Genomic DNA, 22,185 nt, shown 5'->3' with positions numbered 1-22,185 from the left:
CAGTCTGCCGGATGGCGGGCGGCCGACCGGCCGGGACCCGGCGCGGGGTCGATCACACGCGACGGCGGGGCCACGGATCACCGTGGCCCCGCCGTCGGAGCTGCTTACTTCGCCGTTGCCGGCTTCAGGCAGAGCACCCGGTCGGCGCCGCTGCCCGGCAGCACCACGTGCGGCTGGGCCGGGTCTGCGCACTTCTCCTTGGCGTCGACCTTGGAGACCACCGTGAAGGCGCCCTGCTCATCGCAGTTCGCCGCGCTCGCCCCGTTGCCGGACTGCTTGACGCAGGAGCCGACGGCCGGGTTGAACGCGGCCGGCTCGTCGTCCCCGCCGACCATGCCGAGCAGGCTGAGCAGACCGAGCGGCACGGCCAGGATCAGCACCGCCGCAACCAGCACGATGGCGAGCACCCTGCCGTTGCGGACCTTCGGCACCGGCTGCTCGGCCTTCGGTTCGGCGTCCGGCTTGAACGCGTCGAAGCGTCCCTGGTCCGACTCGGGCGACGGATCGTGCGGCCACCCGCCCGGACCGGACTGACCGCCCGGACCGGGGAAGGGCTGACCGGCCGGCGGGAACTGCTGGCCCGCAGGCTGGAACTGCTGGCCGGCGGCCGGGAACGGCGACGGGACACCGCCGTGCGCGGGGTCGTGGGCCGGGTGGCCGTACCCCGGGACACCGCCGGCGGGCGGGCCACCGGCAACCGGACCGCCGAACTGCTCCGCGGGCCGTTCGGCCGGGCCGTGCGGGCGGGTGCCGTTCATCGGCCGGTTGTTGCTCGCCGGGTCGGCGAAGGCCGGGATGGCGCCCGGGAAGGCGGGCGGCGCGGCCGGCGAGCCGGGTGGGGCAGAGGAGGGCGCCTCGCCGCCGAAGGCGTGCGGAGCGTCCGGCCGCTCGTCGAAGCGGCCCCGGTCCTGGTCGTCGAAGCGACCCCGGTCGTGGTCGTCGTGGCGCTGGTGCGGGATGTGCTCCGGCTGCTCCTCGACCGGCTCGTCCGGCTCGGGGCGGGCGGGCCGGCCGTACACCCGGGGCTGCGGGGCGGGCGTGCCGCCCGGTCGCAGTGCCTGGTCGGTCGGGGGCATCACCCGGCTGGCCAGCGGCACCGAGGCGCTCGCCGAGGCCCGGCCGGCCGCCGAGTCCGCGCCGTCGGCCAGCGGTACGGAGGCCCGCCCGGCGCCGTCGGACTCCGGCGACACACGGGGGCCGGGCACCACGGGACCGGCCGGCGACTCCGGCTCCTCCGCCGGACCCCAGCCCGCCGCGGCGGCGGGACGCTCCGGCTCGTAGCCGGCACCGTCCCGGCCGTGGGGCTCGAAGCCCGCCTGCTCGCCGGAGTGGCCGAACTGGGCCGGCGGGGCGAAGTCGGCCGGCGGGGCGAAGTCGGCCGGCGGGGCGAAGTCGGCCGGTGGAGCGGCGGCCAGGCTGGCGCCCGGAACCCGCTGCTCCTGCGGCGGCAGCGGGACGGCGTTGGCCGGCGAGATGCCGGGGGCCGGCCCCGGCTGGTAGGCGGGCTGGTCCTCCGAGCGCTGCGGCTCCCAGGCCTCCTCGGCCGGGCGCTGCCCGGGCTCCGCCCCGGCACGGCCCCACGCCTCGTCGGCCGACCACGGCTGGGCGTCCGGTACGGCCGGCCGCTCGGCGCCGGCCCACTGCGGCGGGTTGTCGGTGGTGCTGCCCCAGGCGGGCGGCCCGTCGGGGGTGGCGACGGACGCGGTCGCCCGGGCGGGCTGCTCCGGCGGCGTCCAGTTGCCCTGCTCCGGACGCTCCTCCTGCGGCGGTACGGCAGCCGCGCCCCAGGCCCCGGCACGCGGCGCGGCCGGCCATTCCTGGCCCTGCTGGGCGTCGTCGCGCTGGTCGTCCCGGGCCGCGCCGGCGCCCCAGGCCTCCGGGGCCTGCTGCTGCTCGGGCGCGTCCCAGCGGGACGGCGCCGACTCCTCCGCGGCGGCCCACGGCTGCTGCGGGCGGTCGTCCTGCTGCTCGGCGGGCCAGCCGCCGGAGCGGGCGGCCTCGTCCTGCTGGCCGGCGGGCCAGCCGCCGGAGCGGGCTGGGTCGTCCTGCTGGGCGGCCGCCCAGCCACCGGACCGGGCGGCACCGTCCTCGGCGGACGGTGCCCCGGCGGACCAGCCGCCGGAGCGGGCCGGGTCGTCCTCAGTGGACCAGCCGTTGGGCACGGGAGCGTCGGCCTGGGGGACCTTCGCCGCGCCGCGCGCGCCAATGTCGGGCTGCGCCCACCCGGGTGCCGGCTCCGACTGCTGCGGCACCGGCACCGATGCGCGGCCGGCGCTGCGGGGGGCCTCGTCCTGGGTGGAGGGTGCGGCGGCGTTCCAGCCGCCCGAGCGGGCCGGGTCGTCCTGCTCGGCGGCGTGCCAGCCGCCCGAGGCGGCCGGATCCTGCTGGCCGCCGGCCTGCCAACCGCCGTGGCGGGCGGCGTCGTTCTGCTCCTGCCCGGCGGCGCCGGTGTCCCAGCCGCCGGAGTGGGCCGGGTCGTCCTGGGTGGAGTTCGGCCAGCCGCCGTTGTTCGTGGCACCGTCCTGCGGGGCCGAGTGCCAACCGCCGGAGCGTTCGGCGTCGGCTTCGTGCGGGGCGGTGGCGGTGGCGGTGCCCCAACCGTTGGTGCCGGCGGCCTGCTCCGGCTGCGCCGGGGTCCAACCGCCGGAGGTGGCCGGATCGGCCGGCGCGGGCCAGCCGTTGTCGGCCGGCGCGGCGTCGGGCTGCGGCACCCGGGCGGCACCACGGGCACCGGCCTCGGGCTGCGCCCACGCCGGGGCGGCCGGCTCGGCCTGCGCCCAGCCGGGCTGGGCCGGTTCGCCCGGTGCGGCGGAGGGCCCCGCAGCGGCGGCCCAGGCGTTGGCGGGCCGGTCGGCCTGCGCTGCCCAGGCGGGCTGCGGCGGGCCGCTCGGCGTCCCCCACTGGCCGGGCTGCGCCGGCTCGCCCTGCGGTGGCACCGGCGCGGCGCCCCAGGTCGCGGGCTGGTCGGGGGCCGCGCCCCAGGCGGGGGCGGGCGGGTTCGGTCGGCCGGTGGGGGGCGGTGGCGCCCAGCCGAGGTCCGGGGCGGCGGCGCCGTACCCGGTGTCCTGCTGCGGCTGTCGGTCGCCATACGGCGCCGGTCCACCGGCGCCCGGCGGCACCTCGTCCGGCTCCTGGCCGGGGCGGTGCGGTCCCTCGGACGTCATGGGTGCGCCTCCTCCATCACATGTCGGCCGCCGACGCCGTCCGGTCCGGTCGGCTGGGTCGCCGAACGCTCCGGCGGATCGGCCGTGGCTCCCCGCACCGTATCCGGTGCGCGCGGGTGGCTACCGGGGAGCACCGGCCGTCACTCCGCGTCGCCGGACGGTGTCGATCGGCCGTCATCCGGCCGATCGCGTCGCGGGTCGACGGGTGGCGACCGTGCCCCACCGTACCGGGCGTCGGGTCGAGGTGGAATCCCGGTCTCGGAGCCCTGAAACGCCGACGACCCGCCCGGTGCCCGGGCGGGTCGTCGATCTGGAGGAGAGGAGGAAAGTCGGTTGGCATCAGCCCATGCGACGCTGGGCGATCGCGAGGATCTCCTCGCGGACCGCCGGCGAGTTGGCGGAACGCAGCGCGTGCTCGATGGCGCGGGCGCGGCGGTTGGCGTCGCGGCGGGTGCGGATTCGCTCGATCATGCTCATGGTGGTCTCTCCTCCGGCTATTCGGTTGTCAGCCCCTGATGTCTCTATTTAAGCGCAAGACGAGCCCAACTTCCATCGATTATTAGGTGAGCTGAACCACGGACCTAAGGATCGTAGGTCAACGGGGTTCTGAACCGAAGGTTTCGATCGTCCGAACGGACTACGGCCGGCGTGCCGGGCGTGAACCCGTGCACACCGGCCGTAGCGGGTGCGGTGGACCGTCAGGTCCAGGCGAGCAGCGCCGCCTCGGGGTCGGCGAGGAAGTCGCCGATGTCGCGCAGGAACCTCGAACCCAGCTCCCCGTCGATGATCCGGTGGTCGAACGACAGGCCCAGCGTGGTGACCTGGCGCGGCTTGACCTTGCCCTTGTGCACCCAGGGCATCTCCCGGACCGCACCGAAGGCCAGGATCGCCGACTCGCCCGGGGGCAGGATCGGCGTACCGGTGTCGACGCCGAAGACCCCGACGTTGGTGATCGTCAGCGTGCCGCCGGACATGTCGGCCGGGGAGGTCTTCCCCGCCTTCGCCGTCTGCACCAGGCCCGTCATCGCGTCCGCCAGCTCACGCAGCGAGAGCCGGCCGGCGTCCTTGATGTTCGGCACGATCAGGCCACGCTCGGTGGCCGCCGCGATGCCCAGATTGACGTAGTCCTTGACCACGATCTCGTCGCCGGCCCAGGTCGAGTTGACCATCGGGTGCCGCCTGACCGCCAGCAGCACGGCCTTCGCGACCAGCAGCAGTGGCGAGACCCGCACGTCGCGCCACTCCCGCCGCTCGCGCAGCCGGTCCAGGGCCTTCATCGCCCGGGTCACGTCGACGGTCAGGAACTCCGTCACGTGCGGGGCGGTGAACGCCGAGCGGGACATGTTCTCGGCGGTGAGCTTGCGTACCCCCTTGACCGGGATGCGCTGCTCGCGGTCCGCGCCGAAGCTCGCGACGGCCGTGACCGGCGCCGCGACCGTCAGCGGCTCGGCCGCCGCCGGGGCCGTGCCCACCGCCCGCTGTACGTCCTCCCGGGTGATCGAGCCCAGCGGGCCCGAGCCGGTCAGGGTGGCCAGGTCGACGCCGAGGTCCTTGGCGAGCTTGCGCACCGGCGGCTTGGCGAGCACCAGCCCGCCGGCCCGCCCGGTGCCGTTCGCCGCCGGAGCGGGCGCCGCCGGAGGCGGTGCCGCCTGGACCGGCGCGGCCGGGGTCACCGGTGCCTGGGCCGGCACGCCGCCCTTGCGCGGGCGCCGCTTCGCCGCCGCGGTCCGCGGGCCGTAACCGACCAGCACGGCGGTACGCCCACCCGGGGCGGGCCCACCGATCAGGCCCGGCTCGATCGCGCCCTCGGCCGGGGCCACCTCGACCGCGGCCAGCGACGCCGCCGACGGGGTGGGCAGCGCCGACGCCGGCGCGCCGGTCGTCGACTCCTCGATCGGGCCGGCGCCCGGGTCGGTGTCGATCGCGATGATCGGCGTACCGACCTCGACCGTGGTGCCCTCCGGCTGGAAGATCGCCTGCACCTGACCGGCCCACTTCGCCGGGATCTCGACGGCCGCCTTCGCCGTCTCCACCTCGACGATCGGCTGGTTCAGCTCGATGACGTCGCCCACCTTGACCAGCCAGGCGAGGATCTCGCCCTCGGTCAGGCCCTCACCCAGGTCGGGGAGGTTGAACTCCTTGATCCGTGACATGCCGCTCACCAGCCGAAGGTGCGGTCGACGGCGTCGAGCACCCGGTCGAGGTCCGGCAGGTACTCCTCCTCCACCCGGGAGGCCGGGTAGGGGGTGTCGAAGCCGGTGACGCGCAGCACCGGGGACTCCAGGGAGTAGAAGCACTCCTCGGTGATCCGGGCCGCGATCTCCGAGCCCAGGCCCAGGTTGCCCGGGGCCTCGTGGACGACCACGCAGCGGCCGGTGCGCTTCACCGACTCGTACGCGGCGGTCAGGTCCAGCGGGGAGAGCGTGCGCAGGTCGATGACCTCCAGCTCCCGACCGTCCTCGGCGGCGGCGGTGGCCGCGTCCAGGCAGGTCCGCACCATCGGACCGTACGCCAGCACGGTGGCGTCGGCGCCCGGCCGGGCCACCCGGGCCGAGTGCAGCGGGTACGCCGCGTCCAGCGGGGCGTCCAGCTCGACCTGGCCCTTCTCCCAGTAGCGCCGCTTCGGCTCCAGGAAGACGATCGGGTCGTCCGAGGCGATGGCCTGCTGGATCATCGTGTACGCGTCCTGCGGGTTCGCGCAGGTGACGACCTTGAGGCCGGCGGTGTGCGCGAAGTACGCCTCGGGCGACTCGGAGTGGTGCTCGACGGCGCCGATGCCACCGCCGTAGGGGATCCGGATGACCATCGGGATCCGGACCTTGCCCTGCGAGCGGTAGTGCATCTTCGCCACCTGCGACACGATCTGGTCGTACGCGGGGTAGACGAAGCCGTCGAACTGGATCTCGCAGACCGGGCGGAAGCCGCGGATGGCCAGGCCGACCGCGGTGCCGATGATGCCGGACTCGGCCAGCGGGGTGTCGATCACCCGCTGGTCGCCGAAGTCCTTCTGGAGCCCGTCGGTGATCCGGAAGACGCCGCCGAGCTTGCCGACGTCCTCGCCCATGATGACGACCTTCGGGTCGTTCTCCAGGGCCTTGCGCAGACCGGTGTTGAGGGCCTTGCCGAGGGTGAGCGTCTCCGTGGCCATCAGTGGGCGCTCCCCTCGAACGACTCCATGTACTTGCTGAACTTCGCCCGCTGCTCGTCGAGCTCGGGGGACCCGTTGGGGTAGACGTGGTCGAACATCGTCACCGGCTCCGGGTTGGGCATGGCGAGCACCCGCTCGCGCAGGTGCACCGACTCGGTGCGGGCCTGCTCGTCGACGGACGCGAAGAAGTCCGCGTCGGCGATCTGCTGCTTGGTCAGGAACGCCTTCATCCGGGCGATCGGGTCCTTGGCCTGCCAGGCCTCGACCTCGCTGGCGATCCGGTAGCGGGTCGGGTCGTCGGAGGTGGTGTGCGCCCCCATCCGGTAGGTGTACGCCTCGATCAGGCTGGGGCCCTGGCCGAGCCGGGCGTTGTCCAGCGCGTGCCGGGTCACCGCGTACGACGCGAGCACGTCGTTGCCGTCCACCCGGACGCCGGGGAAGCCGAAGCCGCCGGCGCGCTGGTAGAGCGGAACGCGGGTCTGCCGCTCGAGCGGCTCGGAGATCGCGTACTGGTTGTTCTGGCAGAAGAACACCAGCGGGGCGTTGAAGACGCTCGCCCAGACGAACGCCTCGTTGACGTCGCCCTGGCTGGTGGCGCCGTCGCCGAAGTAGGCGATCACCGCCTCGCCGTCCTCGGTGCCGGTCTTGCCGTCCATGTGGACGCCCATGGCGTAGCCGGTCGCGTGCAGGGTCTGCGCCCCGATCACGATCGTGTACATGTTGAACTTGAACTCGTTCGGGTCCCAGCCGCCCTGGTCGACGCCGCGGAACAGGCCGAGCGGCATGATCGGGTCGATGCCCCGGCAGTAGAGGACGCCGTGCTCCCGGTAGGTCGGGAAGGCCATGTCCTGGGTACGCAGCGCGCGCCCGGAGCCGACCTGTGCCGCCTCCTGGCCGAGCAGGCTGGCCCAGAGGCCCAGCTCGCCCTGGCGCTGCAGCGCAGTGGCCTCGGCGTCCAGCTTGCGGACCAGCACGAGGTCGCGGTACAGCCCGCGGTACTCCTCGTCGGTGAAGTCCACGCGGTACTCGGTCCCGTCGGGGCCGGTCGCGCTCTCGATCCGCTCACCGTCGGCGGTGAGCAGCTGTACGAGTTCCGGCTCGCCCGCCGGGGCGGTGCTCTTGGACCGCGGTGCGGCCCGCCGACCGCGGCTGGTGACCGCGGGGTCGCCCTTTGCCATCCGTCTCTCCCTGTCGTCTCTGCGCCGGCGCCGGGGGTGACCGGTCCGCGCAAATGGTGCGCCAGCCCGGCCGGTGCCGGGCTGGTCCGTGGCGGCCGCGCCTAGCCCTGGTGAGGGTTGCCGCGCGACCTGAGCCGGATTCGTGGGGCGAACCCGGATCGGGAGCGCCGGCGCCCAACCACGCCTGCCGCGGGGTGCGCGGAGGTGCGGCTGCTTTGCCGTCGTGCCTGAATGATTGCAGAGGAGGTGAGCGGGCCCACAGTATGGCCTCCTCTCCCCGGGTGGTTCCGTCTGCTTCGCGACGCATTGAGGGATTTGTCGCTTGGAAGATTCACCGTGACGCACATTTTGTGTGTCGACACGCTGTGCTCCCTGGTGAACTGAGCGTCACTGGTTCAAGCTGGCTGAGGTCAGATTGAGGGCGTTAGAGGCCTTTGTCTGGTTATCGAGCGAGGTTGGCCGACGTCCGTCCCGACGACGAGGAGTGTGCGTGTCCGAGACAGCCGAGGGTCCCGTCGCTCCGCTGCTCGGCCGGCATCTGCCCGGCCCCGCGTACCGGCGGGTGATCGGCTCGCACCGGGCTCCCGGCTCGGACGGCCCCGGCCGGGGCTACCTGTTCACCGTCGCCCTGCTCGCCGGCACGGCGTCGATGCCGATCCTCGCCGCCATCAGCGCCGGCTCGGCCACCGTGGGCAGCGCGCTGCCCGACGGGCGTACCCCGTTCCTGCCCACCCCCTCCGTCGGACCGGTGATCGTGACGGTGCCCGCCACCGGTCAGCCGGCGCTTTCGCCGACCGGCCCGGAGGCACCCGTGCCCCGGCAGCCGGGCGACGGCGACCTGCTGCCGCCCGGCACCCCGTTCCAGCCGCTGCCCGTGGCCGCCCCGGTGCCCCCGCGTCCCGGTGAGCCGGGGGCGGCCCGGCAGCGCGTCCCCGCCCCGCCGCCGACGACCTCGCCCAGCCCCACGCCGACGTCCTCGCCTGATCCCACGCCGACCAACCCGCCCGAACCCCCGCCGACGATTCCGCCCGAACCCACGCCGACGGACCCGCCCGAGCCCACGCCGACGGACCCGCCCGCCCCGGCCCGCCGACCGGGCCCGGCCCCGCTGCCGAACCGTCCCGTGCCGACCCGATCGCCGACCGCCCCGCCGGCCGATCCCACGCCCGGTCCCACCGTGACGGTCACCCTGGTCCCGAGCGCGAGCCCCCGGGCCACCGCCACCACCATCCCCACCCGGCCGGTGTGACCCGCCACGACGGGCCCACTCCGGACGGTACGGTGACGGGCGACGCCGGCTGACCGGCCCGACGTGCCGGCCGGGGCCACGCGGTCGTACGCCGCCGGGACTCCGGGTCGTCCGTCGGCGCTGACGGCTCGGTGGGGACGGATCGGGGACGGGGCGCTGGACACGATCGACGGCGGCGGTGACCGTGGCGGCATCCGCCCGCTCGTCCCGCCCGGACCGGCGACCCGGCTGGCCCGGCTGGTCACCGAGGTGACCGCGCCCGCCGTGCTGGTCACCGCGCTCACCGTCGCGGTCGCCTGGCACGGCGCCGGTGGCCCGCACGGGCTGGCGTGGGGGTTGCTCGCCACCGTCTTCGCCAGCGGCATCCCGTTCGCGTACATCGTCGGCTCGGTCCGGCGCGGGCGCCTGACCGACCATCACGTCGGGCTCCGTGAGCAGCGGCGGGTACCCCTGCTCTTCGGTCTCGCCTCGGCGGCCGCCGGCCTGGCGCTGCTCGCCGCGCTCGGCGCCCCGCGCCCGGTGCTGGCCCTGGTCGCGGCCGGGGTGGTCGGCCTGGTGGTGGCCGTGACGGTCAGCCACTGGTGGAAGATGTCGATCCACTCCGCGGTGGCGACCGGCACGGTGGTGGTGCTGGCGCTGACCTTCGGCCCGCGGCTGCTGGTCGTCGCGCCGCTGCTGCCCGTGGTCGGCTGGTCCCGGGTGCGGCTGCGCGACCACACGGTGGCGCAGGTGGTCGTCGGCGGCGCGGTGGGCGGCCTGGTCGCCGGGGTGGTCTTCACCGCCCTCGGCTAGGCCGGCTCCCCGGGCCGGAGCATCGGCGGGTGCAGCAGGGTGGCCGGTCCGCGCCGGAAGAGCTGCGCCGGGCGGCCGCGCTCGCCCTCGGTGGCGCGGCCGGCCGGCACCACGAAGCCCGGGGTGCCGGTCACCTTGCGGTGGAAGTTGCGCGGGTCGAGCCTGACACCCCAGACCGTCTCGTAGACCGCGCGGAGCTGGGCGACGGTGAACTCGGGCGGGCAGAACGCGGTGGCCAGCGGGGTGTACTCCAGCTTGGCGCGGGCGCGTTCCAGGCCGTCGGCCACGATCCGGTCGTGGTCGAAGGCGAGCTGGCCGGGGGCGAGCCGGGCGACCGGCAGCCAGTCGGCCGAGGCGGCGTCGGTGCCGGCCACCGGCGTGGGCAGGTCGGGCAGGAGCGCCAGCCAGGCCACCGTGACCACCCGGCCGCGCGGGTCGCGGTCCGGCCGGCCGTACGTGCCGAGCTGTTCCAGGTGGCCGGCTGGCTCGGGCAGCCCGGTCTCCTCGGTCAGCTCGCGGACGGCGGCGTCGGGCAGGTCCTCGTCGATGTGGACGAAGCCGCCGGGCAGCGCCCAGCGCCCCTGGTACGGGGGGATGCCCCGACGGACCAGCAGCAGGTGCAGGGCGTCGGACCGCACGGTGAGCACCACCAGGTCGACCGTCACCGCGAACGCCGGGTACTCCGTCATCTCTTTATCACCACCTTGACGATAACCTAGCAGAGCGTTTATCGTCGGCTGGACGAAAAAGGGGAGGGTGACAACCATGGCCGATGTGACGAGGCGGTTCTTCCTGCGCCACCTGCGCGGGACACCGACCAACTGGGTACGGCTGCACGTGGGCGGGCGGGTCCGCCGGGAGGGGATCGGGCAGTCCTTCTGGTACCGGCCGCTCACCGCCGTGCTCAGCGAGGTCCCGGTGGACGACCGGGAGCTGCCGCTGCTCTTCCACGCCCGTACCGGCGACTTCGCCGACATCACCGTCCAGGCCACCGTGACCTACCGGGTGGCCGACCCGGCGCTCGCCGCCGGCCGGCTCGACTTCTCGATCGACCCGCGCACCGGCAAGGCCCGGTCCCGCCCGCTCGACCAGGTCGCCACGCTCCTCGCCGAGCTGGCCCAGCAGCCCGCCCTCGACCTGCTCGCCCGGGTGCCCCTCGCCGAGGCGCTCACCACGGTCTCCCCGGTCCGCGAGGCGGTCTCCGCCGCGCTCGGCGCCGAGCCCCGGCTGGCCGACATCGGCGTCGCCGTGGTCAGCGCCCGGGTGGTGGCGATCCGGCCCGAGCCCGAGCTGGAACGGGCCCTGCAGACACCCACCCGGGAGGCGGTCCAGGTGCAGGCCGACCGGGCCACCTACGCCCGCCGGGCGCAGGCCGTCGAGCAGGAACGCACCATCGCGGAGAACGAGCTCCAGAACAAGATCGAGCTGGCCCGCCGCGAGCAGCAGCTCGTCGAACAGCACGGCGCCAACACCCGCCGCCGGGCCGAGCTGGACGCCTCCGCCGAGCTGGCCACCGCCCAGGGCAAGGCCGAGCGGGAGAAGGTCGCCAACGCGGCCGCCGCCGAACGGGCCCGGGTGCTCGCCACCGCCGAGGCGGAGAAGGACCGCCTGCTCGCCGCCGGCACCGCCGACAAGGAGCGGGTGCTCGCCGCCGCCAAAGCCGACACGGTACGCGCCGTCGGCGCCGCCGAGGCCGAGGCGGAGGCGGCCAAGCTGGCCGCGTACGCCGAACTGCCGCCCGCGGTGCTGCGGGCGCTGACCGTCCGCGACCTGGCCGGCCAGCTTCCGCAGATCGGCCAGCTCACCGTCACCCCGGACCTGCTCACCGACCTGGTCGGCCGGCTGGCCGGGTCGACCGCCGCCGACCGGTGAGCGCGACCCTGCACCCCCGGGTCGTCGTGGTACGCCGCCGCAGCGAGCTGGAGGAACTGCTGGGCCGGCACGGCACCCGGGCCGCCGCCGGGTGGTACCTGCGCGAGCGGGGTCGGGACCTGAGCGAGGTGGTGGCCCGGCACGACGCCCTCCAGGCGGCGCTGACCACCGTCGCGGCCGCCGTGCCGGCCGACTGGCGGCGCGGCACCGTGGACCGCGACGACCTGCCCCGGTTCCTCTTCGGGCCGGAGGACGTGGTGGTCGCCGTCGGGCCGGACGGGCTGGTCGCCAACGTGGCCAAGTACCTGGCCGGGCAGCCGGTGATCGGGGTCGACCCGGAACCGGGCCGCAACGCGGGGGTGCTGGTCCGCTGGACCGCCGATCAGGTGGCGGCGCTGCTTCCGGCGACCGTCGCCGGGGCGGCGCCGGTCCGCCGGCGGGCCATGGTCCGTGCCGCCCTCGACGACGGGCAGGAGCTGGTCGGCCTCAACGAGGTGTACGTCGGCCACAGCTCCCACCAGTCCGCCCGCTACCTGCTCGCCGTGGCCGACGGCGGGCGGACCCGGCGGGAACGGCACTCCTCCTCCGGGGTGGTGGTGGGCAGCGGTACGGGGGCGACCGGCTGGTGCGCGTCCATCGCGCGCAACCGTCCGGGCGCGCCGCACCCGCCCGTCCCGGAGGAGGAGGCGCTCTGCTGGTACGTCCGGGAGGCGTGGCCCTCCCCGGTCACCGGCGCGGACCTGGTGGCCGGGCGGCTGGCCGCCGCCGACACCCTCGAACTGACCGCCGAGTCCGACGGCCTGGTGGTCTTCGCCGACGGCCTGGAGACCGACCGGATCGCGCTGCGCTGGGGGCAGCGGGTACGCGTCGGCGTCGCCCCCGGCCGGCTCACCCTGGTCGAGCCGTGACCCGGATCGGCCCCGGCCCGGGAGCGCGACCGGCGCCGACGGATCAGGGGGTGTCGTCGCCCAGGCGCTGCCGGTTCGCCTCGATCCAGGCGTCCAGTGCCGCCGGGTCGTCCGGGTCCACCCCGTCCGCCATCAGCTGAGCGACCGCCGCGGTCGCCGGGCTGCGCCGCTCACCGGTGCTGTAGAGCCGCGCGAACTCCGGCACCAGCTCCTCGATCGCCTCGTCGGTCTGCCGGCCGGCCCGCTCCGGCAGCCCCCGCCGCCGGGCCGCGTACGCCGCCCAGGCGCGCAGCACCCGGGGCAGCATCGCGGCGTCGTCCATGTCCAGCACGGCGCGCCGGTGCACCCAGTCCAGCAGGAACAGGCCGGCCACCGCCGGGCTCCACCGCATCGGGTCGGCGTCCGGGAAGCTCGCCGCGTGGTCGAAGAGCAGGCTGAGGCAGAAGTGCAGCGAGGCCAGCTCCGCGTCGTCATCCAGCTGGGCCAGCCCGAAGCGGGCGGCCTCCGGCGAGGCGAGGAAGGCGCGGACCAGTTCGGTGCGCTCGTCGCCGCCGAGCGGCTCGGCGTCCCAGCTCGTGGTGTCGGCGGGCGCACCGGGCAGCAGCGCCAGCCGGGCACCCACCAGCGCCCGGTCGGTGGCGAGCGAGCCCTCGGCGGGCAGCTCGCCCAGATCGTCGGTGACCGCCAGGTGCCGGCTCACCTCGCCGTGCATCCGGGCCGGGTCCTCCTCCCGGAACCAGGTCAGGTCGTCGGCGGCGCACATCTGCCGGACCTGCTCAAGGATCCGCTCGGCGGGACCGCCGACGAAGACGTCCTTGGTGATGCCGATGTTGTGGTCGACGAGCGCGACCAGGGCGTGCTCCGGGCCGCCGGTGGCGTCGTCGTAGGCGAAGGTGGCCAGGTAGGAGGTCTGGTCGCCGTACACGTCGCCGTAGGACCAGACGCCGGTGAGGTGGACCCGACCGAGCTGGCCGGTCCAGGCGGGCGCCTGGGCGCCCGGGCGGACCTTCGCCGCGCCCTCGGCGTCCGGCACCAGTGCGGCGAAGACCGAGCGGATGGTGGTCGCGGCGGCCGTGCGGCGGCGCGACGTGGCGGCCAGGAACCCGGAGACGAACTCGCGCACCGCGGTTTCCCGGTCCGTCTCCGCGATCGCGTAGACGCTGCCGAGCAGCGCGGTGCCGAGCATCTCCGCGTCGAGCGCGGTGTCCAGCCTGGTCACGTCGCGTGCGGCCTGGAGCACCGCGTCGTAGGGGGTCTGTGGCGTGGCCATGGACCGACCCTACGCCGCCACCGGCCTTCCGGCGCCAGCCCTCAGCGGCCGGCGTCCCGCAGCGCCTCCCGCGCCTGGCCGTACCGCTCCAGGACCGCGCGGACCGGAGTGATCACGTACGCCCCGCCGACCTCGGCCACCGCGGTGGTCAGGCGTCTCTCGGCCCGCTGCCGGGCCCGCCGGGCAGCCCACCGGATCACCGGCCGGGTGGCCGCCGCCACCAGCAGCCCGGCGAGCAGTCCGCCGAGGAGCAGCAGGGTGGGCAGCGGCACCTCGCCGACCAGCGGGTATTCCAGCTCGGGCAGGCCGAGGGCGCGCAGCGCGTAGCCGAGCGCCAGCCAACCGAGGCCGGCCACGGCGGCGAGGGTGACCAGCCACTGGAGGGCGCCGACGATCCGCCACCAGATCGGCCGCCGATCCATCCCCAGGTCGGTGCCGGCGACCGCGCGGTCCAGCGCGTCCGGCAGGTCGGTGAGGCGGGAGCGGGCGGCGGCGGTAACCGCGGCGGGCCAGGGTGCGGGAAGCTCCGCACCGGTCCGGTCGGCGACCGCGCGGATCGCCAGGCCGAGGGCGGACCGCTGGGCGGCCGTCGGGTCGGGCACCGAGGTGGCCGCGACCAGGCTCTCCTCCGGCCGGTCCGGATCGGTGGCCGGCCCGGGCAGGTGCAGCCGGCGCAGCGGGTCGGGCCGCAGCTTGCGCAAACCGCGCACCAGCGGCCAGCCGGTGGTGCCGCCGGCGCGGTGCCGGTACGCCCCCTCGACCGCTTCCGCGACCGACGGGACCCCGGCCGCGCCGGCCAGGGCCCGGTCCAGCTCCCGGACCGTCGCGTCGTCCGGGGCGCCCTTCGGCACCTCGGCGGCGACCAGCTCGTCCAGCCCGTCGACCACGATGTCCACGTCGCCGGCGAGCCGGCGCAGCGCGGCCTGCCGTTCGGTGACCGTACGCTCCAGCGCCTGGCGCAGCCCCTCCAGCCCGGCCGGGTCGACGGCGGTGGTGGCCAGCAGCGGCACGCCGTCCAGCCCGTCGGCGTCGAGCAGCCGGCGCAGGTCGGCCAGGACCCGGGGCAGCTCGGCCGGGGCCAGCCGGTCGGCCTGGTTGAGCACGACCAGGGTGACGTCCTTGTGCCGGTGGAACTCACGCAGGTAGCTGGTGTGGATCACCCGGTCGGCGTACTTCTGCGGGTCGACCACCCAGACCACCTGGTCGACCAGGCCGAGCAGCCGGTCCACCTCCAGCCGGTGGGACCGCTGCACCGAGTCGAAGTCGGGCAGGTCGAGCAGGATCAGCCCGTGCAGGCCGGACTCGTCGTCGGCGTCCAACGCGCTCTCCCGGACGAACCGGTGCCGGGGCAGCACACCGACCCAGTCGAGCAGCCGGTTGGCCCCGTCGAGCTGCCCCCACACGCAGGCGTGCGCCACCCCCGTGGTGGGGCGACGCACTCCGACCGGGGAGAGTTCCAGCCGGGCCAGGGCGTTGAAGAGGCTGGACTTGCCGCTGCCGGTGCTGCCGGCGAGCGCGACCACGGTGTGGTCCCGGGACAGGGCCAGCCGGGTGCCGGCCCGCTCGACCAGGGTGTTCGCGGCGACCAGCCGGGAGTCGGGCAGCTGGCCGTCCACCGCGCCGAGGAAGCGGCGGACGGCGTCGAGGCGGGCCACCAGGGCGTCCGCGTCCACCCGCTGGTCGCCCCGGAACGCCTCGCGCATCCGGCCGACGATGTTGGTCACCGGGCGCCGCCCTCGGTGCTGGGGGAGGGCAGCGCCGACCCGTGGTGGTCGGCCAGGCCGCTGCGGTGCCGGGCCACCTCGACCCGGCCGGCGGCCCGGCGCAGCTCGGCGCCGGCGTCCGCGCCGGGGCGGGCGTCGGCGGTGCGGGTCAGGAAGCGGGCCGCCTCCTCGTCCAGCAGCGCGCGGACCCGTTCCAGCAGGTCGTCCCGGGCCTTGTTGGCGAGGTTACGAACGGCCTGGTCGCCGAAGATCGCCTGGAGCACGGCCTGCGCGGCGACCGTGGTGCCGGCTCCGGTGGCCACCTCGAGGCCGGTCGGGATGAACGCGGTCGAGGCGAACACCGCGATCATCACGGCGAGGCCGGTGGCGTTGACCGCGTACGCGGCGGTGCGGGCCACGAACCGTCGGTCGCCGCCCTCCTCCTTGACCAGTTCCAGCACGCCGCGCTGCCAGTCGCGGACCATCCGCTCGGCGCGGTCGGGCAGGTCGTCGGTGGGGTGGGCGAGCGCCGGGTCGAGCAGCGCCGCTCCGGCCGGGTGCGCCCGCCACCCGGTGTACGCGTTCTCGGCCGCCTCGGAGGCCACCCCGCGCAGCAGGGTGACCAGCTGGGACTCGATGGCGTTGCGCAGCTCGACGGCGGGGGCGGGACGGCCCGAGACCGCGGCGACCAGGCGGTCGCGTAGCCGGCCGATGCGCGCCTCCAACGTACGGAAGAACTCGCCGGTGCCGACGAACTCCTGCCAGCGGGCGAGGACCTCGCCGCGGAGCAGCCGACCGTCCCTGAGCCCCTCCTCGACCGACCGCCGCGCCCCCCGGTACGCGGCCTGGACCCGGTCGTCCAGGGCGGCGGCGGCGGTGACCTGCTCGTCGGCGGCGTCGGCCAGCGCCTCGACCGTCGGGTGCAGCGAGGCGAGCGCGCCGTCCAGGGTCTGCCGGACCACGGCGGCGCGGGCCTCGGCGTCGGCGGCGAGCCGGGCGAACCAGGCGCTCAGCGGCGCGGTGACCTTGTTCGGCAGGAGGCCCTGCCCGTCGACCCAGGTCTCCGGCAGCACGAAGAGCGGCGCGGCGGCGAGGTCCTGGGCGGCGAGCATCTCGGAGAGGTGGGCGGAGATCTCGTCGGCGGCCTCCGGCGGCACCCGGTCGAGCACCATGGCGATCGCCGCGCCCCGGGCCCGGGCGCTGCGCAGCAGCTCCCAGGGGACGGCGTCGGCGTAGCGGGCGGCGGTGGTGACGAAGAGCCAGAGGTCGGCGGCGGCCAGCAGTTGGCCGGCGAGGGCGCGGTTGGCGTCGACCACCGAGTCGATGTCGGGCGCGTCGAGGAAGGCCAGGCCGGCGGGGAGCGCGGGCGCGGTGACCAGGTGCAGGGTGCGGGGATCCTCGCTCGGCTCGTTGGTCCGGGTCAGGCCGGGCAGCAGTTCGCCGCGGCGGAACCAGCCGGAGTCGGCCGGGTTGCAGACCAGCACCGGTGAGCGGGTGGTCGGCCGGAGCACCCCGGCGGCGCTGACTCGGGCCTGGACCAGGCTGTTGACCAGGGTCGACTTGCCGGCGCCGGTGGAGCCGCCGACGACGACCAGCAGGGGCGCGTCGAGTCGGGCGAGCCGGGGCAGCAGGTAGTCGTCGAGCTGGTCGTTGAGGGCGGCGGCGGTACGCCGGGCGGGCTCGGCCGAGGGCAGGGTCAGTGGGAACCGGGCGGCACCGATCGCGGCCCGGAGCCCGGTCAGCGCGGCCGGCAGGCCGTCCCCGGCGGTGCCGGGCAAAGCCCCCCCAGCCTCCGACGACCCGGAGCGGGCGGCGACGGTGGGCGCGCCGGACCGGGTGGCGGGATCGCCGTGCGTCGTCACCGCTAAAGCGTGCCCGACCGATGCAAGGGAAGACAACCGGACGGTAATAACGGTCGGGTTGCGCCGGGTGGACTCAACCTCGACTTGCGGTTTGGCGACGGCGTGGCACTATTGAGTCAAGTTCACTCAACTTGTGGTGCGGTCGCTGCGGGCGACCCGCCGGGCAGGCCCTCCGACCTGCTTAAACGTTATGAAGCGAGGAAGCGAAGATGGCACGTGCGGTCGGTATCGACCTCGGCACGACGAACTCCTGCGTCAGCGTTCTCGAGGGCGGTGAGCCCACCGTCATCGCCAACGCTGAAGGCTCGCGGACGACCCCGTCGATCGTCGCGTTCGCCCGCAACGGGGAGGTGCTCGTCGGTGAGGTCGCCAAGCGCCAGGCGGTGACCAACCCGGACCGGACGATCCGCTCGGTCAAGCGGGAGATCGGCACCAACTGGTCCGTCGACATCGACGGCAAGAAGTACACCCCGCAGGAGATCTCGGCGCGCACGCTGATGAAGCTCAAGCGGGACGCCGAGGCCTACCTGGGTGAGCAGATCACCGACGCGGTGATCACCGTCCCCGCCTACTTCAACGACGGCCAGCGCCAGGCCACCAAGGAGGCCGGTGAGATCGCCGGCTTCAACGTGCTGCGGATCGTCAACGAGCCGACCGCGGCCGCCCTGGCGTACGGGCTGGACAAGGGCTCCAAGGAGCAGACCGTCCTGGTCTTCGACCTGGGTGGCGGCACCTTCGACGTCTCCCTGCTGGAGCTCGCCGAGGGCGTCATCGAGGTCAAGTCGACCAGCGGTGACAACCACCTCGGTGGTGACGACTGGGACCAGCGCATCATCGACCACCTGGTGAAGACCTTTCGCGGCGAGCACGGCATCGACCTGGGCCAGGACAAGATGGCTCTGCAGCGGCTCCGCGAGGCGGCCGAGAAGGCCAAGATCGAGCTGTCCGCCGCCACCACCACCAACATCAACCTGCCGTACATCACCGCCGGCGCCGCCGGCCCGCTGCACCTCGACGTGACGCTCAGCCGCGCCGAGTTCCAGCGGATGACGCAGGATCTGCTGGACCGCTGCAAGGGCCCGTTCGAGCAGGCCGTCAAGGACGCCGGGATCAAGGTCTCCGACGTCGACCACGTCATCCTGGTCGGTGGTTCGACCCGGATGCCGGCCGTGACCGACCTGGTCAAGCAGCTCACCGGCCGCGACCCGAACAAGGGCGTCAACCCGGACGAGGTCGTCGCCGTCGGCGCCGCCCTCCAGGCCGGCGTGCTCAAGGGCGAGGTCAAGGACGTCCTGCTGCTCGACGTGACCCCGCTGAGCCTGGGCATCGAGACCAAGGGCGGCATCTTCACCAAGCTCATCGAGCGCAACACCACGATCCCGACCAAGCGCTCCGAGGTCTTCACCACGGCGGACGACAACCAGCCGTCGGTGCTGATCCAGGTCTTTCAGGGCGAGCGGGAGATTGCGGCCTACAACAAGAAGCTCGGCACCTTCGAGCTGACCGGCCTGCCGCCGGCGCCGCGCGGCGTGCCGCAGATCGAGGTCACGTTCGACATCGACGCCAACGGCATCGTGAACGTGCACGCCAAGGACCTCGGCACCGGCAAGGAGCAGAAGATGACGATCACCGGCGGCTCCTCGCTGCCGAAGGACGACATCGAGCGGATGCGCCGGGACGCCGAGGAGCACGCCGACGACGACAAGCGCCGCCGCGAGGAGGCGGAGACCCGCAACGTCGCCGAGGCGCTGCAGTGGCAGACCGAGAAGTTCCTCGCCGAGAGCGGCGACAAGCTGCCCAGCGAGAACCGGGAGCAGCTCAACGAGGCCCTCGGTGAGCTGCGTGGCGCGCTCGGCGGCCAGGACATCGAGAAGATCAAGGCGGCCCACGAGCGGCTGGCGCAGGTCTCCCAGCAGGCCGGTTCGCTGCTCTACTCGCAGCAGGCCGAGCAGGGCGAGCAGCCCGGCGCGGCCGGCCCGGGCGCGGGTGCCACGGGTGGCCCGCAGGCCGGTGCCGCCGACGACGTGGTCGACGCGGAGATCGTGGACGAGGACAAGAAGTGACGGTCCGTCCCGGACCCCGACCCACGGCACAGAAATCGAGGTAGTCGCATGACGGAGAAGCCACGAGCCGCCGACCCGGCCGCCACCGGGTCGGCGCCGGGTGGCTCCGCGCCCGCCGAGCAGGCCGCCGGCGACGGGCCGCGGGTCGTCATCCGCAACAACCGCAAGATCGGCAAGACCGAGGAGGAGCCCGCTGCCGCCGACGCCGGGACGGACGTCCCGGCCGATGGCCTGGTCGAGGAGGGCGAGGTCGTGGTCGACGAGATCGAGATCGAGGCCACCTCGATCGACGGTCCGACCCCGGCCGGCCCGCCGGTGGTGGACGCCCCCGCGCAGCCGGTCGACGGCGGCGCGGCCGGCTCCCCGCTCGGCGCCGAGCTGGAAGCCCTCCGGGCCGAGCTGGACGAGCGGACCCGGGACCTGCAGCGGGTGTCGGCGGAGTACGCCAACTACCGCAAGCGGGTGGACCGGGACCGGGGCGTGGTCCAGGAGCAGGCGACCGGCTCGGTGCTCGCCGCGCTGCTGCCGATCCTGGACGACCTGGACCGGGCCCGGGAGCACGGCGATTTGGTCGGCCCCTTCGGCACGGTGGCCGAGCAGCTCACCACGGCGCTGGGCAAGTTCGGCCTGACCCCCTTCGGGGAGCAGGGCGACCCGTTCGACCCCACCCGGCACGAGGCGGTCGCGCACCAGACCTCGCCGGACGTCGACGAGCCGACCTGCGTACAGGTGATGCGCCGGGGCTACCAGCTCGGCGAGCGGCTGCTGCGGCCCGCGCTGGTCGCGGTCGCCGACCCGGAATAGTGCACGACCATCCGGTCGCCCCGCCCGCCGTCGCACGGCGGGCGGGGCGACCGGGCCACATCACTCGGAAGGGGGTGGACCGGTGAGTTCCAAGGACTGGATCGAGAAGGACTACTACGCCACGCTCGGCGTGCAGAAGTCCGCCTCCGCAGACGAGATCAAGAAGGCGTACCGGAAGCTGGCCCGGGAGTCGCACCCGGACCACAACCCGGGTGACCCGAAGGCCGAGGAGCGGTTCAAGGCGGTCTCCGAGGCGTACGCGGTGCTCGGCGACGAGGCCAAGCGCCGCGAGTACGACGAGATGCGGTCGCTGTTCGGCTCGGGCGCGTTCCGGCGCAACGCCCGTGGTGGCGGCGCCCAGCCGGGCGGGGTGCCGTTCGACGTCTCCGACCTGTTCGGCGCCGGTGGCGGCGGTACGGACACCCGGTTCGGCGGCGGTGGCTTCACCGACCTGTTCAGCTCGATCTTCTCCGGCGGCGGCCCCGGCGGGCCGGCGCGTGCCCGTGGCCCGGCCCGGGGTCGCGACGTGGAGACCGAGGTCGCGCTGGACTTCCAGGACGCGGTACGCGGGGTGACCCTGCCGCTGACCCTGCGCGCGCCCGGGGTCTGCGACACCTGCCACGGTAACGGCGCGAAGCCCGGCACTCAGCCGAAGACCTGCCCGGTCTGCCAGGGCGCCGGGGTGACCACCCGCAACCAGGGGTCGTTCAGCTTCTCCGAGCCGTGCCGCAACTGCCAGGGCGTCGGCACCGTGGTCGAGGAGAAGTGCCCGGAGTGCCACGGCACCGGCGGCGTGACCAAGACCCGCACGCTGAACGTCCGCTTCCCCGCCGGGGTGGCCGACGGGCAGCGGATCCGGTTGACCGGGCGCGGTGAGCCGGGCGACCGCGGTGGTCCGGCGGGCGACCTGTTCGTCCAGGTGAAGGTCCGGCCGGACGACCTGTTCGGGCGTACCGGAGACGATCTGACCCTGACCGTGCCGATCACCTTCGCGGAGGCCGTCCTCGGCACTGACCTGCGGGTACCCACGCTCGACGGCGCGGTGACCCTGCGGGTCCCGCCGGGCACGCCGTCCGGGCGGGTGCTGCGGGCCCGGGGCAAGGGTGTGGTCCGGCGCGACGGTCAGGCCGGTGACCTGCTGGTCACGCTGGACGTGGTGGTGCCGGCGACGGTGTCGGACGAGGCCCGCGCGGCGCTGGAGACGTTCGCCGGGTCGACGCCGCCGGCCGGCCGCGAACATCTCGACGCGCGGGTGCGTCGGGTCGGCTGACCGGTGGAGTGGTGCGGAGGTGAGTGGGATGTCGGACGGGTTCGTCGGTTCGGGTGACCCTGCCTACGAGGCCAAGGTGCTGATGATCTCGGTCGCGGCACGGATGGCGGGCATGCACCCGCAGACACTGCGCCAGTACGACCGGCTGGGCCTGGTGCAGCCCGGCCGCGCGGCCGGGGGCGGGCGTCGCTACAGCGTGCGGGACGTGGTACTGCTGCGCGAGGTGCAGCGGCTCAGCCAGGACGACGGGATCAACCTGGCCGGGGTCAAGCGGATCATCGGGCTGGAGCGGCTGCTGGAGCAGGCGCAGCAGCGGGTGGCGCGGCTGGAGGCGGAGCTGGACGCCGCGTACCGGCGGATCGCCGAGCTGGAGTCGCTGGGCGGTTTTCCGCGCGGGGACCTGGTGCCGACCAACCGCACCTCCACCGCGCTGGTGGTCTGGCGCCCCCGGCGTACCGACCGCTGATCCACCCCCTCCGCGTCGGCGTGGCCCGGACGGCGGGTGGAACACCACGGCTGTCTCGGCGGCCCGGTGACGTACCTCGTGTTCCACCGACCGTCGTTCTTCTCTGGACCGGGCCCGGCCTGGCCTGCGGTTCCCGAATTTCTCCGGCGCGGGCCGGGCCGGTTCCGTTAGCCTGGTAATCAGGTCCAACCAGCTCAATCCGGACTCCGAACTGGCAGGGGGAGCCATGGCGGAAGCGGCGAAGAAGGTGGCCGAGCAGGCGGAGGACCGGCTCGAGAAGGTGGCCGAGAACGTCCGGGAGGGATTCGAGCGGCTCGGCGACGGCAGGTTCGCCGACATGATCAAGAATGGCCGGTTCGCCGACCAGGTCGACCACGGGATCGACCAGGGACGCACCGAGGCCAGACGCCGGAACCAGGGTGGATCGCAACGCTGA

The 22,185-nt window shown here is 74.8% G+C and carries 18 protein-coding genes; 9 read left to right on the top strand and 9 right to left on the bottom strand.

Annotated elements, in window-relative coordinates; genetic code table 11:
* Positions 1 to 104: 104 nt before the first annotated feature.
* The 5 genes from V6U81_RS09380 to pdhA all read right to left on the bottom strand — a co-directional run bounded on the left by V6U81_RS09380 (position 105) and on the right by pdhA (position 7,490).
* On the bottom strand, positions 105 to 3,164 hold the full coding sequence (locus tag V6U81_RS09380) for a hypothetical protein (protein WP_334486766.1): 3,060 nt from the start codon (positions 3,162 to 3,164) through the stop codon (positions 105 to 107).
* Positions 3,165 to 3,503: 339 nt separating this feature from the next.
* Complete coding sequence (locus V6U81_RS09375) at positions 3,504 to 3,641, bottom strand: hypothetical protein (RefSeq protein ID WP_334486763.1); 138 nt, start codon at positions 3,639 to 3,641, stop codon at positions 3,504 to 3,506.
* Positions 3,642 to 3,862: 221 nt separating this feature from the next.
* Positions 3,863 to 5,317, bottom strand: coding sequence for a dihydrolipoamide acetyltransferase family protein (locus V6U81_RS09370; RefSeq protein WP_334486802.1), 1,455 nt, complete (start codon positions 5,315 to 5,317; stop codon positions 3,863 to 3,865).
* A gap of 5 nt (positions 5,318 to 5,322) precedes the next feature.
* The gene (locus tag V6U81_RS09365; protein ID WP_334486760.1) at positions 5,323 to 6,312 is read right to left on the bottom strand and encodes an alpha-ketoacid dehydrogenase subunit beta; all 990 of its coding nucleotides are present in this window, start codon (positions 6,310 to 6,312) and stop codon (positions 5,323 to 5,325) included.
* Positions 6,312 to 7,490: a pyruvate dehydrogenase (acetyl-transferring) E1 component subunit alpha gene (gene pdhA / locus V6U81_RS09360; protein ID WP_334486757.1), complete on the bottom strand. Its 1,179-nt coding sequence runs from the start codon at positions 7,488 to 7,490 to the stop codon at positions 6,312 to 6,314. The genes V6U81_RS09365 and pdhA overlap by 1 nt, the downstream gene beginning before the upstream one ends.
* A gap of 490 nt (positions 7,491 to 7,980) precedes the next feature.
* Here pdhA and V6U81_RS09355 point away from each other — a divergent pair, with 490 nt between their 5' ends.
* Together V6U81_RS09355 and V6U81_RS09350 are read left to right on the top strand one after the other, a co-directional pair.
* The gene (locus V6U81_RS09355; protein ID WP_334486754.1) at positions 7,981 to 8,739 is read left to right on the top strand and encodes a hypothetical protein; all 759 of its coding nucleotides are present in this window, start codon (positions 7,981 to 7,983) and stop codon (positions 8,737 to 8,739) included.
* A 192-nt stretch (positions 8,740 to 8,931) separates the two neighbouring features.
* Positions 8,932 to 9,531, top strand: a complete 600-nt coding sequence (locus V6U81_RS09350) for a phosphatase PAP2 family protein (protein WP_334486799.1) — start codon at positions 8,932 to 8,934, stop codon at positions 9,529 to 9,531.
* On the opposite strand, the gene V6U81_RS09345 is transcribed toward V6U81_RS09350, so the two are convergent.
* Positions 9,528 to 10,220, bottom strand: a complete 693-nt coding sequence (locus tag V6U81_RS09345) for an NUDIX hydrolase (protein WP_334486750.1) — start codon at positions 10,218 to 10,220, stop codon at positions 9,528 to 9,530. The genes V6U81_RS09350 and V6U81_RS09345 overlap by 4 nt on opposite strands.
* Before the next feature lie 76 nt (positions 10,221 to 10,296).
* On the opposite strand from V6U81_RS09345, the gene V6U81_RS09340 reads away from it, so the two are divergent.
* Positions 10,297 to 11,403, top strand: a complete 1,107-nt coding sequence (locus V6U81_RS09340; protein ID WP_334486747.1) for an SPFH domain-containing protein — start codon at positions 10,297 to 10,299, stop codon at positions 11,401 to 11,403.
* Positions 11,400 to 12,311, top strand: a complete 912-nt coding sequence (locus V6U81_RS09335) for an NAD(+)/NADH kinase (protein WP_334486744.1) — start codon at positions 11,400 to 11,402, stop codon at positions 12,309 to 12,311. The genes V6U81_RS09340 and V6U81_RS09335 overlap by 4 nt, the downstream gene beginning before the upstream one ends.
* Before the next feature lie 43 nt (positions 12,312 to 12,354).
* On the opposite strand, the gene V6U81_RS09330 is transcribed toward V6U81_RS09335, so the two are convergent.
* The 3 genes from V6U81_RS09330 to V6U81_RS09320 are packed head-to-tail and all read right to left on the bottom strand — an operon-like array spanning position 12,355 to position 17,146.
* On the bottom strand, positions 12,355 to 13,581 hold the full coding sequence (locus V6U81_RS09330) for a hypothetical protein (protein ID WP_334486741.1): 1,227 nt from the start codon (positions 13,579 to 13,581) through the stop codon (positions 12,355 to 12,357).
* Between the two features lie 41 nt (positions 13,582 to 13,622).
* Complete coding sequence (locus V6U81_RS09325) at positions 13,623 to 15,284, bottom strand: GTPase (protein WP_334486797.1); 1,662 nt, start codon at positions 15,282 to 15,284, stop codon at positions 13,623 to 13,625.
* 17 nt (positions 15,285 to 15,301) lie between these two features.
* The gene (locus V6U81_RS09320; protein ID WP_334486738.1) at positions 15,302 to 17,146 is read right to left on the bottom strand and encodes a GTPase domain-containing protein; all 1,845 of its coding nucleotides are present in this window, start codon (positions 17,144 to 17,146) and stop codon (positions 15,302 to 15,304) included.
* 209 nt (positions 17,147 to 17,355) lie between these two features.
* Between V6U81_RS09320 and dnaK the strand changes: the two genes are divergently transcribed.
* From dnaK to V6U81_RS09295, 5 genes are all read left to right on the top strand, one after another.
* On the top strand, positions 17,356 to 19,209 hold the full coding sequence (dnaK, locus tag V6U81_RS09315) for a molecular chaperone DnaK (RefSeq protein ID WP_334486735.1): 1,854 nt from the start codon (positions 17,356 to 17,358) through the stop codon (positions 19,207 to 19,209).
* Between the two features lie 48 nt (positions 19,210 to 19,257).
* Positions 19,258 to 20,013 carry a nucleotide exchange factor GrpE gene (grpE, locus tag V6U81_RS09310; RefSeq protein ID WP_334486732.1) on the top strand — a complete coding sequence of 252 codons (756 nt, stop codon included), beginning with the start codon at positions 19,258 to 19,260 and terminating at the stop codon, positions 20,011 to 20,013.
* Between the two features lie 82 nt (positions 20,014 to 20,095).
* Positions 20,096 to 21,283 (top strand): molecular chaperone DnaJ, encoded by a 1,188-nt coding sequence (gene dnaJ, locus V6U81_RS09305; RefSeq protein WP_334486730.1) that lies wholly within the window; start codon positions 20,096 to 20,098, stop codon positions 21,281 to 21,283.
* 28 nt (positions 21,284 to 21,311) lie between these two features.
* A complete protein-coding gene (locus V6U81_RS09300) occupies positions 21,312 to 21,749 on the top strand; it encodes a heat shock protein transcriptional repressor HspR (protein ID WP_334486727.1) in 438 nt (145 codons plus the stop codon).
* A gap of 226 nt (positions 21,750 to 21,975) precedes the next feature.
* Positions 21,976 to 22,185, top strand: a complete 210-nt coding sequence (locus tag V6U81_RS09295) for a hypothetical protein (protein WP_334486724.1) — start codon at positions 21,976 to 21,978, stop codon at positions 22,183 to 22,185.

Source organism: Micromonospora lacuserhaii, assembly GCF_036902735.1.
GTDB lineage: Bacteria > Actinomycetota > Actinomycetes > Mycobacteriales > Micromonosporaceae > Micromonospora.
The sequence above is the reverse complement of the archived record's forward strand: the minus strand, read 5'-3'. Positions and strand labels throughout refer to the sequence as shown.

What these genes read in the sequence shown, in the direction of transcription:
- V6U81_RS09380 (WP_334486766.1), bottom strand. Translation starts at nt 3,164, where the DNA reads ATGACGTCCGAGGGACCGCACCGCCCCGGCCAGGAGCCGGACGAGGTG.
- V6U81_RS09375 (WP_334486763.1), bottom strand. Translation starts at nt 3,641, where the DNA reads ATGAGCATGATCGAGCGAATCCGCACCCGCCGCGACGCCAACCGCCGC.
- V6U81_RS09370 (WP_334486802.1), bottom strand. Translation starts at nt 5,317, where the DNA reads ATGTCACGGATCAAGGAGTTCAACCTCCCCGACCTGGGTGAGGGCCTG.
- V6U81_RS09365 (WP_334486760.1), bottom strand. Translation starts at nt 6,312, where the DNA reads ATGGCCACGGAGACGCTCACCCTCGGCAAGGCCCTCAACACCGGTCTG.
- pdhA (WP_334486757.1), bottom strand. Translation starts at nt 7,490, where the DNA reads ATGGCAAAGGGCGACCCCGCGGTCACCAGCCGCGGTCGGCGGGCCGCA.
- V6U81_RS09345 (WP_334486750.1), bottom strand. Translation starts at nt 10,220, where the DNA reads ATGACGGAGTACCCGGCGTTCGCGGTGACGGTCGACCTGGTGGTGCTC.
- V6U81_RS09340 (WP_334486747.1), top strand. Translation starts at nt 10,297, where the DNA reads ATGGCCGATGTGACGAGGCGGTTCTTCCTGCGCCACCTGCGCGGGACA.
- V6U81_RS09330 (WP_334486741.1), bottom strand. Translation starts at nt 13,581, where the DNA reads ATGGCCACGCCACAGACCCCCTACGACGCGGTGCTCCAGGCCGCACGC.
- V6U81_RS09325 (WP_334486797.1), bottom strand. Translation starts at nt 15,284, where the DNA reads ATGCGCGAGGCGTTCCGGGGCGACCAGCGGGTGGACGCGGACGCCCTG.
- dnaK (WP_334486735.1), top strand. Translation starts at nt 17,356, where the DNA reads ATGGCACGTGCGGTCGGTATCGACCTCGGCACGACGAACTCCTGCGTC.
- grpE (WP_334486732.1), top strand. Translation starts at nt 19,258, where the DNA reads ATGACGGAGAAGCCACGAGCCGCCGACCCGGCCGCCACCGGGTCGGCG.
- V6U81_RS09300 (WP_334486727.1), top strand. Translation starts at nt 21,312, where the DNA reads ATGTCGGACGGGTTCGTCGGTTCGGGTGACCCTGCCTACGAGGCCAAG.
- V6U81_RS09295 (WP_334486724.1), top strand. Translation starts at nt 21,976, where the DNA reads ATGGCGGAAGCGGCGAAGAAGGTGGCCGAGCAGGCGGAGGACCGGCTC.